The sequence below is a fragment of the Pseudomonas sp. A2 genome, from assembly GCF_023100865.1.
GTDB lineage: Bacteria > Pseudomonadota > Gammaproteobacteria > Pseudomonadales > Pseudomonadaceae > Aquipseudomonas > Aquipseudomonas asiatica.
Window position 1 is genome coordinate 768,910 of sequence record NZ_CP039127.1, and the last position, 15,336, is coordinate 784,245.

Genomic DNA, 15,336 nt, shown 5'->3' on the forward strand with positions numbered 1-15,336 from the left:
GCCGAGCATGCAAATCAAACTCGCCAACCCTCGCGGCTTCTGCGCGGGGGTCGACCGGGCGATCGAGATCGTCAACCGCGCGCTGGAAGTCTTCGGCCCGCCGATCTATGTGCGTCACGAAGTGGTGCACAACAAGTTCGTGGTGGAAGACCTGCGCAACCGTGGCGCCATCTTCGTCGAAGAGCTGGACCAGGTACCGGACGACGTCATCGTCATCTTCAGTGCCCACGGGGTTTCCCAGGCTGTGCGCCAGGAAGCTGCTGGCCGTGGCCTGAAAGTGTTCGATGCCACCTGCCCGCTGGTGACCAAGGTGCACATCGAAGTGGCCAAGTACAGCCGCGACGGCCGTGAGTGCATTCTCATCGGCCACGAAGGGCATCCGGAGGTCGAAGGCACCATGGGCCAGTACGACGCCAGCAACGGTGGCGCCATCTACCTCGTCGAAGACGAGGAGGATGTTGCCAACCTGCAGGTGAAGGATCCGGACCACCTGGCGTTCGTCACCCAGACCACGCTGTCGATGGACGACACCAGTCGTGTGATCGACGCCCTGCGTGCGCGCTTCCCGAACATTGGCGGCCCGCGCAAGGACGACATCTGCTACGCCACCCAGAACCGCCAGGACGCGGTCAAGCAACTGGCGGACGAGTGCGACGTGGTACTGGTGGTCGGCAGCCCGAACAGCTCCAACTCCAACCGCCTGCGCGAGCTGGCCGAGCGCATGGGCACCCCGGCCTACCTGATCGACGGTGCCGAGGACCTGCAGCGTGGCTGGTTCGACCAGACGGCGCGGGTCGGCATCACCGCTGGCGCTTCGGCTCCCGAAGTGCTGGTGCGTGGCGTGATCGAGCAGCTCAAGGCCTGGGGCGCCACCGGTGCTGAAGAGCTGGATGGGCGGGAAGAGAACATCACCTTCTCCATGCCCAAGGAACTGCGGGTTCGGTCGCTGATCTGAAACGGCACCCACCTGGTGCTGTTTTATGTGGGAGCGGCCTTGTGTCGCGAAAGGGCCGCTCCCACAACGACCACGTATGCTAGCTGGAGGTGTCTTTGCATCGGGATTTTTTTGGCTCTCCCATCTGTACGTTGACCCTGCCAGTCGATGCCATCACAACTTGATACTGGCTAGTTGCGGTCAAGCGCTCGCAAATCTCCATCGTTGAACCTAACCAATTACCGTTGGCCCCAAGCGGAACACCCTGCGCACTGAATTTCAGCTGCTCACCGCGATTGCTCGTGATCTTCAGCGGCCGTGAAAGACGCTGCTCGCGCAGCACCTGCCCGTTATGCTCCAGCATCACCTGCCAACCATTCCCCCAGTTACCGTCCAACGCCTGCACCAGCACCGGCTGGCTTTGCAACATGGCATGGCTGCGCGCACTGCGCAGTGCCTGCGCCAAGTCACGCGCAGCTGCCGCCCTGTGTAGGTCGTCGCTCAATCTGGCGTAGGCCGGCATGCCGAGCTGTGTCAGCAATACGGCCACCGCCAGGGCCGACAACATTTGTATCAGTGTTACACCTCGTTGCTTCACCGTGCATTCCTCCCTGGAAGTGCTTGGCTGTAGCTTCACGGTCGTTGGACCGGCGGTCCAGTCGCCCGGGTTCAATGCAATTGCAGGAAAAGTCGCAGGAGGTGCAGGGATGCACGCAAGACAACGGGGCATGACGCTTCTGGAAGTGTTATTGGCGGTGGGTGTGGTGGCCGTAGGTATGTTCGCAGCGGCAGGCCTGCAACTGCAGGCATTGCAGGCTGCGGAGGACGCGCGCCGCGATGGCAAGGCGGTAATGGCGGCGCACAGTGAGCAGGAAAGGGGGCGGCCATGAGTCGCGGCCAGCGTGGTTTCGGCTTGCTTGAGCTGATGCTGGCGCTGACCATCGGGTTGCTGCTGTTGGCGGCGGCCAGCCAGCTATTCGCCTCGGCCCACCATACCTGGCGGCTGCAAGGCACGGCAGTACGCATGCAGGATGAGGCACGCCTGGCATTGCTGCGAATGGCCCAGGATATCCGCATGACCGGGATGTTCGGCTGCCTGCGACTGCGGCCAAAGCACTTCGGCAGTTCGAGCGCAGAGCACGCATTCGCCCGGCCGATGGAAGTCGAAGCATCCACCCTTAGCCTGGTCGTTGCGGAGTTACCTGGGCAAGCCGGGGGCCCGCAGTGGTTCCTGCACACGGACTGTACTAGCAAAGTGTCTGTGGACGATGAGTTGAAGGAGGGCTACCCACAGGTTTACCCCATCAGCAGATATGTCTACCAACTCCAGGGCAATACGCTGAAATTCAAACGCAACAAAAGCAACTTCCAGCCGCTGGTTGAAAATGTGCGCTCAATACGTTTCCAGCGTGTGCAAATGGCACAGGGTGAGGGGGTGGATATTGCCCTGACGCTTTACGAACCCACGCTCGAACTTGAACAGCACCATGAACTGAGCGTCGCAATCCGCAACCCGGTGCCGGCCTCATGAATCGTCAGCGTGGCATAGTCCTGTTGTTGGCCTTGGTCCTGAGCCTGCTGCTTGGGCTGCTTGCGGCGTCTGCCCTGCGTAATGCGCTGGCGCAAACGCGAATGACCGGCTACCTGAGCGAAGGCCTGCTGGCGCTGGAGCAGGCCGAGGCCACGCTGCTGGCAGGGGCAGGCGAGCTCGAGCGGGCTCCCCCCGACCCTTGCGAGGCGTGCCCGCCACCCGCTCGACCGCATGACCTGAGCGGGCAGTGGCAGCGCACGCGAACCGGCTATTTCCATTTGCAGAATCTGGGTACCAGCGAACACGCGGCGCATATGCCGGAAGGGCAGCAGGTCACCCTGTACCGCGTCACCGCCGTCAGCCTGCAAACCCAGTCACGGCATGTGCTGGAAGCGGTCTACGCCATGGCCGGCGACGCAACCCGGCGCATTGCCTGGCGGCAGAGATTGCGAGGAGACTGACATGCAGCAAGGTTTGAGCCTGATCGAGTTGTTGATTGTGCTGGCCGTGACCGGCATTCTGGCAGCCATTGCCTACCCCAGTTACAGCGACCAGCTACGGCGAGCCGCGCGCAGCGAAGTGGTTGGCCTGCTGCATGATGCCGCCCTGCGCCTGGAGCGCCACCGCGTACGCACTGGCCAATACGCCGAGGGCGACCCGGCGTTGCCCGACGGTACCCGCTATTACAGCCTGCAGGCCCAGCGCGACAGCGACACCTTCACGCTGCGCGCCCGGCGGCTGCCGAGCGGGCTGATGGCGCAGGACCGCTGTGGCGATTTTCAGCTCGACCAGGCCGGCGTGCAGCGCAATCCGGGTGCCGTCGAAGACAGCGTGCACTGCTGGGGAAGCTGAAGATTGAATGATGCCCGGTGCATCGCGGATTTACTTCAGGTGTTGGATCGACAGATGAGCAAGCAAGTAGTGGTGGTCGGCGGCGGGGTGATTGGCCTGCTGACGGCATTCAACCTGGCGGCGAAGGTCGGGCAGGTGGTGGTGTGCGATCAGGGGGAAGTCGGCCGCGAGTCGTCCTGGGCTGGCGGTGGCATCGTCTCGCCGCTGTACCCGTGGCGTTACAGCCCGGCCGTGACCGCCCTGGCACACTGGTCGCAAGACTTTTATCCACAGCTGGGCGAGCGTTTGTTCGCCAGCACCGGCGTCGACCCCGAAGTGCACACCACGGGCCTGTACTGGCTCGACCTGGACGACGAGGCCGAAGCGCTGGCCTGGGCCGAGCGTGAGCAGCGGCCGCTGAGTGCCGTGGATATTTCGGCGGCCTATGACGCGGTGCCGGTGCTGGGCCCGGGCTTCAAGCGTGCCATCTACATGGCCGGCGTGGCCAACGTGCGCAACCCGCGCCTGGTGAAGTCGCTCAAGGCGGCGTTGCTGGCGTTGCCCAACGTGACCTTGCGTGAGCACTGCCAGGTTACCGGTTTTGTCCAGCAAGGCGGTCGCGTGACCGGGGTGCAGACGGCAGACGGCGTTCTGGCGGCGGATGAGGTGGTGCTCAGTGCTGGCGCGTGGAGTGGCGACCTGCTGCGTACGCTCGGCCTGGAGTTGCCGGTGGAACCGGTGAAGGGCCAGATGATTCTGTTCAAATGTGCCGAAGACTTCCTGCCGAGCATGGTGCTGGCCAAGGGGCGCTATGCGATCCCGCGGCGTGACGGGCATATTCTGGTGGGTAGCACGCTGGAGCATGCCGGGTACGACAAGACCCCGACCGAGGAGGCGTTGGAGAGCCTGAAGGCCTCGGCGGTGGAATTGTTGCCTGAGCTCGAGGGGGGGACGGTGGTGGCGCACTGGGCCGGGCTGCGGCCGGGGTCGCCGGAAGGTATTCCGTATATCGGGCCGGTGCCGGGGCATGCGGGGTTGTGGTTGAACTGCGGGCATTACCGCAACGGGCTGGTGCTGGCGCCGGCTTCGTGCCAGCTGTTTACCGACTTGCTGACCGGGGCCGAGCCGATCATCGACCCGGCGCCCTATGCGCCAACCGGGCGGCTGGGCTGAGGGCCTCTTCGCGGGTAGAGCACAGGTTTCGAAAACTGTGCGATCCCTGTGGGAGCGGGTTTACCCGCGAAGAAGCCAGTGGAGATTTGAATTCAGTCTTGGCGGCCAGGCCCCTGCTGCAGGTGCGCCTGGCTGCAGTACCACTCGTTGCCCTGCTGCAATGCCCGGTCATTGGGCAGGTGCACGCCGCAATGGGCGCAGCGCACCATCTTCAGCGGCGCATCCAGCTTGGCCTCGGGGTGCGACTGTTGGCTGGCTTTGAACTTGCGCCACAGCCAGAACGCTGCGGCGATCAGGGCGATCCAGAAAAGTAGGCGAACCATGGTGTCCAGCTTGTCGGTTGAAGAAGCCGACAGTCTAGGACGCGGCCAATAAAAAAGGGAGGCCCAGGGCCTCCCTTTCATGTACCGCTACGTATCAGTCGAACAGACCAAAGGTCATGTAGCTGAACCAGGAACGGTCCTTCTCGGCTTCCTTCGGCCCTTCCGGCACGATCGGGTCACCGTTCTCGTCAGTTGGCAGCAGCTCACGCGGCATCTCGTCACGTGCATCCTGGAACTGCTTGACCACGTCCTGGTTGGCGCGGGTTTCGCCCGGTGGCAGCGGGGTTTCGGTTTCGATCAGGCCCAGGGTCGCCTTGGACAGCCAGCCGCGGCCGTCAGACTCGGTCTGCTTTGGCTGGAACTCGCCATCTACCAGGCTCGGGTGGTCCGGGTAGTTGAGTTTGAGGGTTTCCAGGCTGGTGGCGGCCAGTTCGTCCAGGTGCATCTTCTGGTACGCCTCGACCATCACCGCCAGGCCGTCGCCGACCGATGGGGTTTCCTGGAAGTTCTCCACCACGTAGCGGCCACGGTTGGCAGCGGCTACATAGGCCTGGCGGCTCAGGTAGTAGTCGGCCACATGGATTTCGTACGACGCCAGCAGGTTGCGCAGGTAAATCATGCGCTGTTTGGCGTCGGGGGCGTAGCGGCTATTGGGGAAGCGGCTGGTCAGCTGGGCGAATTCGTTGTACGAGTCGCGGGCAGCACCCGGGTCACGCTTGGTCATGTCCAGCGGCAGGAAGCGCGCCACCAGGCCACGGTCCTGGTCGAACGAGGTCAGGCCCTTGAGGTAGTAGGCGTAGTCGACGTTCGGGTGCTGCGGGTGCAGGCGGATGAAGCGCTCGGCAGCCGACTTGGCAGCCTCGGGCTCGGAGTTCTTGTAGTTGGCGTAGATCAGCTCGAGCTGCGCCTGGTCGGCATAGCGGCCGAACGGGTAGCGCGACTCCAGGGCCTTGAGTTTGTTCACGGCGCTGGTGTAGCTGGAGTTGTCCAGGTCAGCTTGCGCCTGCTGATACAGCTCGGCCTCGCTGAGGTTCTCGTCGATCACTTCCTTATTGGAGGAACAGGCCGCGGTGAGCCCGAGGATGGCGATCAGCAGCAGGTGTTTCACTTGCATGGCGGCTTGCGTCCCTTTGACGGCCGCTGTCTTGGGCGGTGCCGTCCTGTTATGATGAGCGCCCCGGCCAACCCCGGGACAAAAGAAGCCGTATTTAACCACAAGCTCGCAGCCGAAACCAAAGGCTGTGCGCCCGCCGAATCGAGCATGTCCGAGATCATTCAACTTAGCGCAGAGGTCCCGTCCGAACTGGGCGGTCAACGCCTCGACCAGGTCGCCGCCCAATTGTTCGACGAGTATTCGCGCTCGCGGCTGACTACCTGGATCAAAGAAGGCCGCCTGACGGTCGATGGCGCGGTCCTGCGCCCGCGTGACACCGTCCATGGTGGCGCCGTGCTGGCCCTGGAGGCCGAGCAAGAGGCCCAGGGCGAGTGGGAGGCCGAGGACATCGCGCTGGACATCGTCTATGAAGACGACCAGATCCTGGTGATCAACAAGCCTGCCGGCCTGGTTGTGCACCCGGCTGCCGGGCATGCCAGCGGCACCTTGCTGAACGCGCTGCTGCACCATGTGCCCGACATCATCAACGTGCCACGTGCCGGCATCGTGCACCGCCTGGACAAGGACACCACCGGCCTGATGGTGGTGGCCAAGACCCTGCAGGCGCAGACCAACCTGGTCGACCAGCTGCAAAAGCGCTCGGTCAGCCGCATTTATGAATGCATCGTGGTTGGTGTGGTGACTGCCGGTGGCAAGATCGACGCACCGATCGGCCGCCACGGCGGCATGCGCCAGCGCATGGCAGTCACCGACGGCGGCAAGCCTGCGATCAGCCACTACCGTGTGCTCAAACGCTTCCGCTCGCACACCCATGTGCGGGTGAAGCTGGAAACCGGCCGTACCCACCAGATCCGCGTGCACATGGCTCATGTCGGCTACCCGCTGGTCGGCGACCAGACCTACGGCGGCCGCTTCCGCATTCCGCCGGCAGCCAGCCCGACCATGGTCGAGGCGGTGAAGACCTTCCCGCGTCAGGCCCTGCACGCACGCTTCCTGGCGCTGGTACACCCGACCACCGGTGAGCGCATGGAATGGGAATCGCCGTTGCCGGATGACTTCGTCTGGTTGCTGTCGCTGCTGAACCAGGACCGCGAGAGCTTTATCGGATGAGTGGCCTGACTCAGTCGCTGCTGTTCCCCGACTGGCCGGCCCCGGCCTCGGTGCGCGCCTGTGTCACCACTCGCCAGGGCGGCATCAGCCTGCCGCCCTATAAAACCTTCAACCTTGGCGACCATGTAGGGGACGACCCTGCCGCGGTGGCCGAAAACCGTCGTCGCCTGAGCGACGAATTCGCCATCCAGCCGGCCTGGCTCAAGCAGGTGCATGGGCTGGTGGTGGCAAATGCCGACCCGGCTGTGGTGGCCGAGGCCGACGCCAGCTGGACCGACCAGCCTGGCATTGCCTGCACCGTGATGACTGCGGATTGCCTGCCAGCACTGTTCTGCGACCGGGCCGGTACCCGTGTGGCGGCCGCGCATGCTGGCTGGCGCGGGCTGGCCGGTGGTGTGCTGGAGGCCACCTTGGATCGCCTGGCACTGCCACCCGAAGAGGTGCTGGTGTGGCTGGGGCCGGCGATTGGCCCACAGGCGTTCGAAGTGGGGCTGGAAGTGCGTGATGCCTTTACTGCGGTGCACCCGGAAGCGGCCCGGGCCTTTGTCGATGGTGCCCGGCCGGGCAAGTTGATGGCCGACATCTATGAGCTGGCGCGTATTCGTTTGGCGGCGCGTGGGGTGACTGCTGTTCATGGCGGTGGCTTGTGCACGGTCAGCGACGAGCGGTTCTTCTCCTATCGGCGTACCCCGCAGGGTGGGCGTTTTGCCTCCCTGGTGTGGCTGGAGCCGCGCTAGCCTGCACCGGCCTCTTCGCGGGTGAACCCGCTCCCACAGGATAATCACAGGCCCTGAGAGCGGAGCAGTACTTGTGGGAGCGGGCATGCCTGCGAATGGCCCAGCACTAATCCAGCAGGTTGATCCTGGTCAACCCCGCTACGCTTGAATCTTCCAGAATCAGCCTTATCTATAAGGTCATCTCAGGCAGGTTTCTTCACAAACAGGCGCTGTCCATCGCTCCGACCTGCCCTTTAAAAGGAAGGTATCCCCATGCGAATAGACCGTTTGACCAGCAAGCTGCAGCTTGCGATATCCGATGCCCAATCCCTGGCGGTTGGCATGGATCACCCTGCCATCGAGCCGGTGCACCTGTTGCAGGCATTGCTCGAGCAGCAGGGCGGCTCGATCAAGCCGCTGCTGATGCAGGTAGGCTTCGACATCAACAGCCTGCGTCAGGCACTGGTGAAAGAACTCGACCAGCTGCCGAAAATCCAGAACCCCACCGGCGACGTGAACATGTCGCAGGACCTGGCGCGCCTGCTCAACCAGGCCGACCGCCTGGCCCAGCAGAAGGGCGACCAGTTCATTTCCAGCGAACTTGTGCTGCTGGCTGCCATGGACGAGAACAGCAAGCTCGGCAAGCTGTTGTTGAGCCAGGGCGTGAGCAAGAAGGCCCTGGAAAACGCCATCAACAACCTGCGCGGCGGTGCGGCGGTCAATGACGCCAACGCCGAGGAATCGCGCCAGGCGCTGGACAAGTACACCGTCGACCTGACCAAGCGTGCCGAAGAAGGCAAGCTGGACCCGGTGATTGGCCGTGACGACGAAATTCGCCGTACCGTACAGGTGCTGCAACGCCGTACCAAGAACAACCCGGTGCTGATCGGTGAGCCTGGCGTAGGTAAAACCGCCATCGCCGAAGGCCTGGCCCAGCGCATCATCAATGGTGAAGTGCCGGACGGCCTGAAGGGCAAGCGCCTGCTGGCGCTGGACATGGGCGCGCTGATTGCCGGTGCCAAGTACCGCGGCGAGTTCGAAGAACGCCTCAAAGGCCTGCTGAACGAGCTGTCCAAGCAGGAAGGCCAGATCATCCTGTTCATCGACGAACTGCACACCATGGTCGGCGCCGGCAAGGGCGAGGGCGCCATGGACGCCGGCAACATGCTCAAGCCGGCCCTGGCTCGTGGCGAGCTGCACTGCGTTGGCGCCACCACGCTGAACGAGTACCGCCAGTTCATCGAAAAGGATGCTGCCCTGGAGCGCCGCTTCCAGAAGGTGCTGGTCGAGGAGCCGAGCGAGGAAGACACCATCGCCATCCTGCGTGGCCTGAAAGAGCGCTATGAAGTGCACCACAAGGTGGCCATCACCGACGGTGCCATCATTGCTGCGGCCAAGCTCAGCCACCGCTACATCACCGACCGTCAGCTGCCGGACAAGGCCATTGACCTGATCGACGAAGCGGCCAGCCGCATCCGCATGGAGATCGACTCCAAGCCGGAAGTGCTCGACCGCCTCGACCGTCGCCTGATCCAGCTGAAGGTGGAGTCGCAGGCGCTGAAGAAGGAAGAAGACGAAGCGGCGAAAAAACGCCTGGAGAAACTGACCGAGGAAATCGACCGGTTGGAGCGGGAATACGCCGACCTGGAAGAAATCTGGGCTTCCGAGAAGGCCGAAGTACAGGGCTCGGCGCAGATCCAGCAAAAGATCGAGCAGGCCCGCCAGGAGCTGGAGACCGCCCGTCGCAAAGGCGACCTGAGCCGCATGGCCGAGCTGCAGTACGGGGTGATCCCGGACCTGGAGCGCAGCCTGCAGATGGTCGACCAGCACGGCAAGACCGAAAACCAGTTGCTGCGTAACAAGGTGACCGAGGAAGAAATTGCCGAAGTGGTCTCGAAGTGGACCGGTATCCCGGTGGCCAAGATGCTCGAAGGCGAGCGTGAAAAGCTGCTGAAGATGGAAGAGCTGCTGCACCAGCGTGTGATTGGCCAGAACGAGGCGGTAACCGCCGTGGCCAACGCGGTGCGCCGTTCGCGTGCCGGGCTGTCCGACCCGAACCGGCCGAGTGGTTCGTTCCTGTTCCTCGGCCCGACCGGGGTGGGCAAGACCGAGCTGTGCAAGGCGCTGGCCGAGTTCCTGTTCGACACCGAAGAGGCAATGGTGCGCATCGACATGTCCGAGTTCATGGAGAAGCATTCCGTGGCTCGCCTGATCGGTGCCCCACCAGGCTATGTGGGGTATGAAGAGGGCGGTTACCTGACCGAGGCGGTACGGCGCAAGCCATACTCGGTGGTGCTGCTGGACGAGGTGGAGAAGGCCCACCCGGATGTGTTCAACGTGCTGCTGCAGGTGCTGGAAGATGGCCGCCTGACCGACAGCCACGGGCGCACCGTGGACTTCCGCAACACCGTGATCGTGATGACCTCCAACCTGGGCTCGGCGCAGATCCAGGAACTGGTGGGTGACCGTGAGGCACAGCGTGCGGCGGTGATGGATGCGGTGGGTTCGCACTTCCGTCCGGAGTTCATCAACCGTATCGACGAAGTGGTGGTATTCGAGCCACTGGGCCGCGAGCAGATTGCCGGCATTACCGAAATCCAGCTGGGCCGCCTGCGCAGCCGCCTGCTGGAGCGCGAACTGTCGCTGAGCCTGAGCCCGGAGGCATTGGACAAGCTGATTGCCGTGGGTTACGACCCGGTATACGGCGCACGGCCACTGAAGCGTGCGATCCAGCGCTGGATCGAGAACCCGCTGGCGCAGTTGATCCTGGCAGGCAAGTTCATGCCGGGCACGGCGATTACCGCCAAGGTGGAAGGCGACGAAATCGTCTTCGGCTGATCTGTTTCACCATGAGCCCCGCATCTGCGGGGCTTTTTTTTGCCTGTATCTCCCAGGCCTCACACACATTCCGAGGACCAGTGCAGTACCTGTGGGAGCGGGCATGCCCGCGAAGGGGCCCTCACAGCCCCAGCAAATCCGGGCCTTTCCGGCCTCCTGGATAACTAGCTGAAATTTTTGAAATTTTTGCTTGCATCTAAAATCGAGTGCCCCTAATATACGCCGCGTTGTCAGGCACTAAGCGAATCACCAGCAACACCGGTGACCGCAAAACAACTTACAAATCAGTAAGTTGAATGAAAAAAAGTGGTTGACAAGCAAAACGAAGAATGTAGAATAGCCGGCCTCAGCAGCTGCAACGCGAAAGCGGATAGCCAAAGAGACCGAAGCTAACACAAGCTTCGAAGCTGTAAAGATGTACCGAAGTTCAGTTCCGCGATAGCTCAGTCGGTAGAGCAAATGACTGTTAATCATTGGGTCCCTGGTTCGAGTCCAGGTCGCGGAGCCAATCTCGGGGTGTAGCGCAGTCCGGTAGCGCGCCTGCTTTGGGAGCAGGATGTCAGGAGTTCGAATCCCCTCACCCCGACCATTTTCCGGGTCGTTAGCTCAGTTGGTAGAGCAGTTGGCTTTTAACCAATTGGTCGTAGGTTCGAATCCTACACGACCCACCATGTAAAAAGGGCATCTCAAGCGAGATGCCCTTTTTCTTTAAGTATCACGGGGTGTAGCGCAGTCCGGTAGCGCGCCTGCTTTGGGAGCAGGATGTCAGGAGTTCGAATCCCCTCACCCCGACCATTTCCGGGTCGTTAGCTCAGTTGGTAGAGCAGTTGGCTTTTAACCAATTGGTCGTAGGTTCGAATCCTACACGACCCACCATGAAAAAAAGGGCATCTCGCATGAGATGCCCTTTTTTTTTGCCTGCTCCGCACAGCAACACAACCCCTTGTAGGAGCAGCCTTGTGCTGCGAAGAGGCCATTGTTGCCGAAGAAAATCTTCTGTCGTACCGGCCTCTTCGCAGCACAAGGCTGCTCCTACAGGGCAGTGCCGTGCCTGTAGGAGCAAGTGCCTGTCAGTGCAATTTCAGGCGCGGCTCGGTACCCCGGCCAATCTTGCTACCCAGCATCATCAATGCCGTACGGAAGAACCCGTACAACGCCATCTGGTGCATCCGGTACAGCGACACGTAGAACATCCGCGCCAGCCAGCCCTCCAGCTTCACGCTGCCCATCAGGTTACCCATCAGGTTGCCCACCGCCGAGAAGCGCGACAGCGACACCAGCGAACCGTAGTCCTTGTACTCATAGGTCGGCAGCGCCTTGTTCTCCAGCCGCGCCTTCAAACTCTGCGCCAGCATCGAAGCCTGCTGGTGCGCCGCCTGGGCACGTGGCGGCACGTTGCGGTCGCTACCCGGTTGCGGGCAGGCGGCGCAGTCACCGAAGGCAAAGATGTTGTCATCGCGCGTGGTCTGCAGGGTAGGGCGTACCACCAGCTGGTTGATGCGGTTGGTTTCCAGGCCATCGATGTCCTTGAGGAACGCCGGCGCACGGATACCAGCCGCCCACACTTTCAAACTGGCCTGGATCACTTCACCGTCTTTGGTTTTCAGGCCATCCTCGGTCACTTCACTGACGGCGGCATTGGTCATCACCTTCACCCCGAGCTTTTCCAGGGTCTTGTGCACCGGCACGCTGATGCGCTCTGGCAGCGCCGGCAGTACGCGCGGGCCGGCCTCAATAATGGTGATGTGCATGTCCTTGGGCTGGATGCGGTCCAGGCCATAGGCCGCCAGTTCGTGGGCCGCGTGATGCAGCTCGGCTGCCAGTTCCACACCGGTGGCACCGGCGCCGACGATGGCCACGCTGATCTTCTCGCTCGCCACGTCACCGGCGTGGGCGCGCAGATAGTGGTTGAGCAACTGCTGGTGGAAACGCTCGGCCTGCTTGCGGGTGTCGAGGAACAGGCAGTGCTGCGCCGCGCCCAAGGTGCCGAAGTCGTTGGTGTTGGAACCCACGGCAATGACCAGGGTGTCGTAGCCCAAGGTGCGCGCAGGCAGCAGCTCGCGGCCCTCTTCGTCGAGGGTGGCGGCCAGTTGAATCTGTTTGCCTTCACGGTCCAGGCCGCTCATGCGCCCCAACTGGAAGTTGAAGTGGTTCCACTTGGCCTGGGCCACGTAGTTCAGTTCGTCTTCCGAGGAGTTCAGCGAGCCGGCGGCCACTTCGTGCAGCAGAGGCTTCCAGATGTGCGTGAGGTTGGCGTCGACCAGGGTAATCTCGGCCTGCTTGCGCTTGCCCAGGCTTTTACCCAGGCGGGTCGCCAGTTCCAGGCCGCCGGCGCCGCCGCCGACAATCACGATGCGATGAGTCATGGGGATATCTCATAAGGTTTACGGAATTCGTGGCCCCGGGGGCCGGCCGCAAACTGCACGAGGGGAGGGCGAGCGCGAAGCAGCTCATAGCACCAGTCCACTTAGCAGGCGGCTGATGAGACCCAACCCGATGGTCACGGCCACCACCAGCACAAGGAGCAGCCACGGCCGGAAGGGCCTGCGCTCGACTTGGTGCTGGGGGGCTCGCAGATACTCATCGACACGACGCTGATCTTCCGGATTCAGGCGGCTGGTCATGGTGGGGCCTCGTCAGGTAGACGTTTGGGACTGCGTAAACGCTACAGCGTTCACGCAAGCGCTTGAAACAAATGATAAGGCTTTCTATCTCTGGCGCCGAGTGTACGCCATCGCAAACACTCGCTGCAGTGGATCAAAGACTGATGCCCACGTCGAACACAATGCTGCGGCCCAGGTTGCCACGCAGGAAGTCCGGCGCATCGGGGTGGGCGAACAGCACCCGGGCAAATGTCGGCCCGACCAGTGACAGCGAGCGCCAGCCCTGGCGCAGGTATTCGGTGGGCGGCGGGAAATGGGTGTTGAGGTCGAGCACTTCGCGCTTGAGGCTGGCGAAGGCAATGATATCCAGCTCGTTCAGTTCCAGCCCGCGTTCCCGGTAGTTGTGCGCCTTCTTGCGCAAGGTCGGCGCCAGCCGCCCCAGCAGCTCGGTGGCACTGATGCGCCGCGGGCGCGCTTCGCGGCGCACCAGTTGCGCCAGGGAAAACGCACTGCGCCGGCGCTGCAGTTCTTCGCGCCATTCATCGTTGAGCCGGCGGCCCTCGTCGAGCACGAAAAACACCTCGAACGCCGCGTCGCGGAACAGCACGTCTGGCGGTTCTTGCCCGGCCGGGGTGAAGTCCTCGCTGCGATAGGGGATGTTCAGCCCCTGCAACAGGCGTTGGCACACCCAACGCTCCCGCTCCCACTTGCGGGCGTTGGAGAGAAAGGCATTGGCTTGTTCCGCCTGGATGGTAAGCAGGCGCAGGTAGTCTGAGTCATCCATGCAGACAAGCTTAGCTGTTAATCGATGACGATAAGATGCTGTTTGTGCGCAGAAATCAGCCCAGTATTGGCCATTGCTGTACCACACCAAGCAGGTGCACCAGGCCAAACCCCAGGCAGATCAGCGAACTGACCACGATGAAACGCCGCGAGCGCCCGGTACCCGCCAGCAATATCGGCCCCAGCAGGCCGCGCGCCAGGTACACCAAGGTGATCAGGCAGATGGCCGGCAGCAGCAAGGGCAACCGCCCGATGGCCCCGGCAGCTGACAGCGCATACCCCGACCAGGCCAGCAGCACGCAGGCGATGGCTGCGGTGATCAGCCCTGGGTACCAGCGGCCGTTTTCGGCGGCCACGGCCATGCGCTCGCCGGCCCCGAACAAACGGTACCAGCGTGGCCCGACGGCGATGATGACCAGGTGAAGTACGCCGATGATGGCGTTGAGTGCTGCTGCCAGCAGCAGGGCGAGGTTGATTCCTTCCGGCATGAGCAATGCTTCCTGCATCGAGTGAGGGTGCCAGCCTAGCGCAACCGAATGAAACGGAGAATGGGTGTAGACTCGGCGTTATCCACATGGCTGCAAGGGGCATTCGTCAGGTGATCAGCGCGCAGGTGTTGTCGGGCACCACCCTTACGCTTGGCTGGCTGGGATATGTGCCGTTGCTGATCTGGGCGGTCAGCCAGGTGCGCTGGGTTGAGCTGTTCACTGACCGGCGCCGCCAGCATCTGCTGTTTGGCACGGTGTTCTGCCTGTTTGCCTTGTGGTTGGTGCGGCGCGATTTCGATACCGGTGTGTCGTACCACTTCATAGGCATGACGGCGGTCACGCTGTTGCTGGACTGGCCACTGGCGGTACTGGGCGGGTTCATGGCCCAGCTCGGTTTGCTGGTGCTGGGGCGTCAGGACCTGGCGGCGCTGGGGGTGAATGGCTTGTTGCTGGTTGGCCTGCCGGTGCTGATCGCCGAGGCGTGCGCGATAGGGGTCGAGCGCGCCCAGCCGCGGAACCTGTTTGTGTATATCTTCTGTTCAGGGTTCTTCCCGGCGGCACTGACCGTGCTGGCCTGCCTGTCGACCGCGCTGGGGCTGTTGTGGCTGGACGGGCGCTTCGCCATGCCGGAGTGGCTCAGCGATTTTGTCGGCTACCTGTGGCTGATGATGTTCCCCGAAGCGTTCATCAACGGCACGGTGATCAGCGCGCTGGTGGTGTTTTGCCCGGAGTGGCTGGAAACCTTCAACCGCACGCGGTATCTGCAGGCGCCGTGGAAGGAGGATGATCGATAACTAACCAGGCCACCGCAGCGGTGCGGTCCTTGCTTGTAGGAGCGGCCTTGTGTCGCGAAAGGGCTGCGGAGCAGCCCCGGCGAACTTTGGGTTAACGC

Annotated in this window: 17 protein-coding genes and 5 tRNA genes; 15 read left to right on the forward strand and 7 right to left on the reverse strand. The window is 62.7% G+C overall.

Annotated features, from left to right (window positions below):
* Positions 1-7: 7 nt before the first annotated feature.
* Complete coding sequence (gene ispH, locus E5221_RS03595; RefSeq protein ID WP_013970753.1) at positions 8-955, forward strand: 4-hydroxy-3-methylbut-2-enyl diphosphate reductase; 948 nt, start codon at positions 8-10, stop codon at positions 953-955.
* A gap of 79 nt (positions 956-1,034) precedes the next feature.
* On the opposite strand, the gene E5221_RS03600 is transcribed toward ispH, so the two are convergent.
* Positions 1,035-1,532, reverse strand: coding sequence for a GspH/FimT family pseudopilin (locus tag E5221_RS03600; protein ID WP_024086212.1), 498 nt, complete (start codon positions 1,530-1,532; stop codon positions 1,035-1,037).
* 109 nt (positions 1,533-1,641) lie between these two features.
* Between E5221_RS03600 and E5221_RS03605 the strand changes: the two genes are divergently transcribed.
* The 5 genes from E5221_RS03605 to thiO are packed head-to-tail and all read left to right on the forward strand — an operon-like array spanning position 1,642 to position 4,469.
* Positions 1,642-1,824 carry a prepilin-type N-terminal cleavage/methylation domain-containing protein gene (locus E5221_RS03605; RefSeq protein ID WP_247846867.1) on the forward strand — a complete coding sequence of 61 codons (183 nt, stop codon included), beginning with the start codon at positions 1,642-1,644 and terminating at the stop codon, positions 1,822-1,824.
* On the forward strand, positions 1,821-2,465 hold the full coding sequence (locus E5221_RS03610) for a prepilin-type N-terminal cleavage/methylation domain-containing protein (RefSeq protein ID WP_247846868.1): 645 nt from the start codon (positions 1,821-1,823) through the stop codon (positions 2,463-2,465). Before E5221_RS03605 ends, E5221_RS03610 begins: the two co-directional genes overlap by 4 nt.
* Positions 2,462-2,926, forward strand: coding sequence for a hypothetical protein (locus tag E5221_RS03615; protein WP_003258209.1), 465 nt, complete (start codon positions 2,462-2,464; stop codon positions 2,924-2,926). Before E5221_RS03610 ends, E5221_RS03615 begins: the two co-directional genes overlap by 4 nt.
* A gap of 1 nt (position 2,927) precedes the next feature.
* Positions 2,928-3,317: a type IV pilin protein gene (locus E5221_RS03620; protein ID WP_013970758.1), complete on the forward strand. Its 390-nt coding sequence runs from the start codon at positions 2,928-2,930 to the stop codon at positions 3,315-3,317.
* Positions 3,318-3,371: 54 nt separating this feature from the next.
* Positions 3,372-4,469 (forward strand): glycine oxidase ThiO, encoded by a 1,098-nt coding sequence (gene thiO, locus E5221_RS03625; protein WP_061552033.1) that lies wholly within the window; start codon positions 3,372-3,374, stop codon positions 4,467-4,469.
* Positions 4,470-4,561: 92 nt separating this feature from the next.
* Here thiO and E5221_RS03630 read toward each other — a convergent pair whose 3' ends face one another.
* The gene (locus tag E5221_RS03630; RefSeq protein ID WP_013970760.1) at positions 4,562-4,792 is read right to left on the reverse strand and encodes a PP0621 family protein; all 231 of its coding nucleotides are present in this window, start codon (positions 4,790-4,792) and stop codon (positions 4,562-4,564) included.
* Between the two features lie 94 nt (positions 4,793-4,886).
* Entirely contained in the window at positions 4,887-5,906 is a 1,020-nt protein-coding gene (locus E5221_RS03635) for an outer membrane protein assembly factor BamD (RefSeq protein WP_013970761.1), read from the reverse strand.
* Positions 5,907-6,053: 147 nt separating this feature from the next.
* Here E5221_RS03635 and rluD point away from each other — a divergent pair, with 147 nt between their 5' ends.
* From rluD to E5221_RS03675, 8 genes are all read left to right on the forward strand, one after another.
* Positions 6,054-7,016: a 23S rRNA pseudouridine(1911/1915/1917) synthase RluD gene (gene rluD / locus E5221_RS03640; protein ID WP_015268856.1), complete on the forward strand. Its 963-nt coding sequence runs from the start codon at positions 6,054-6,056 to the stop codon at positions 7,014-7,016.
* Positions 7,013-7,753: a peptidoglycan editing factor PgeF gene (gene pgeF / locus E5221_RS03645; RefSeq protein ID WP_247846869.1), complete on the forward strand. Its 741-nt coding sequence runs from the start codon at positions 7,013-7,015 to the stop codon at positions 7,751-7,753. Before rluD ends, pgeF begins: the two co-directional genes overlap by 4 nt.
* Before the next feature lie 252 nt (positions 7,754-8,005).
* Positions 8,006-10,570: an ATP-dependent chaperone ClpB gene (gene clpB, locus E5221_RS03650; RefSeq protein WP_015268858.1), complete on the forward strand. Its 2,565-nt coding sequence runs from the start codon at positions 8,006-8,008 to the stop codon at positions 10,568-10,570.
* A 432-nt stretch (positions 10,571-11,002) separates the two neighbouring features.
* A tRNA-Asn gene (locus E5221_RS03655) sits at positions 11,003-11,078 on the forward strand.
* 4 nt (positions 11,079-11,082) lie between these two features.
* A tRNA-Pro gene (locus E5221_RS03660) sits at positions 11,083-11,159 on the forward strand.
* Between the two features lie 6 nt (positions 11,160-11,165).
* Positions 11,166-11,241: transfer RNA gene (locus E5221_RS03665), tRNA-Lys, on the forward strand.
* A gap of 47 nt (positions 11,242-11,288) precedes the next feature.
* Positions 11,289-11,365 (forward strand) — tRNA-Pro (locus E5221_RS03670).
* A gap of 5 nt (positions 11,366-11,370) precedes the next feature.
* A tRNA-Lys gene (locus E5221_RS03675) sits at positions 11,371-11,446 on the forward strand.
* A gap of 194 nt (positions 11,447-11,640) precedes the next feature.
* On the opposite strand, the gene E5221_RS03680 is transcribed toward E5221_RS03675, so the two are convergent.
* The 4 genes from E5221_RS03680 to E5221_RS03695 all read right to left on the reverse strand — a co-directional run bounded on the left by E5221_RS03680 (position 11,641) and on the right by E5221_RS03695 (position 14,444).
* A complete protein-coding gene (locus E5221_RS03680) occupies positions 11,641-12,936 on the reverse strand; it encodes an NAD(P)/FAD-dependent oxidoreductase (protein WP_003260618.1) in 1,296 nt (431 codons plus the stop codon).
* A gap of 84 nt (positions 12,937-13,020) precedes the next feature.
* Complete coding sequence (locus tag E5221_RS03685; RefSeq protein WP_013970765.1) at positions 13,021-13,194, reverse strand: DUF3094 family protein; 174 nt, start codon at positions 13,192-13,194, stop codon at positions 13,021-13,023.
* Positions 13,195-13,327: 133 nt separating this feature from the next.
* Positions 13,328-13,957 (reverse strand): DUF1780 domain-containing protein, encoded by a 630-nt coding sequence (locus E5221_RS03690; RefSeq protein ID WP_013970766.1) that lies wholly within the window; start codon positions 13,955-13,957, stop codon positions 13,328-13,330.
* 55 nt (positions 13,958-14,012) lie between these two features.
* The gene (locus tag E5221_RS03695; RefSeq protein WP_015268860.1) at positions 14,013-14,444 is read right to left on the reverse strand and encodes a hypothetical protein; all 432 of its coding nucleotides are present in this window, start codon (positions 14,442-14,444) and stop codon (positions 14,013-14,015) included.
* An 86-nt stretch (positions 14,445-14,530) separates the two neighbouring features.
* Here E5221_RS03695 and E5221_RS03700 point away from each other — a divergent pair, with 86 nt between their 5' ends.
* Positions 14,531-15,238, forward strand: coding sequence for an energy-coupling factor ABC transporter permease (locus tag E5221_RS03700; protein WP_043935298.1), 708 nt, complete (start codon positions 14,531-14,533; stop codon positions 15,236-15,238).
* The last annotated feature ends 98 nt before the right edge of the window (positions 15,239-15,336 follow it).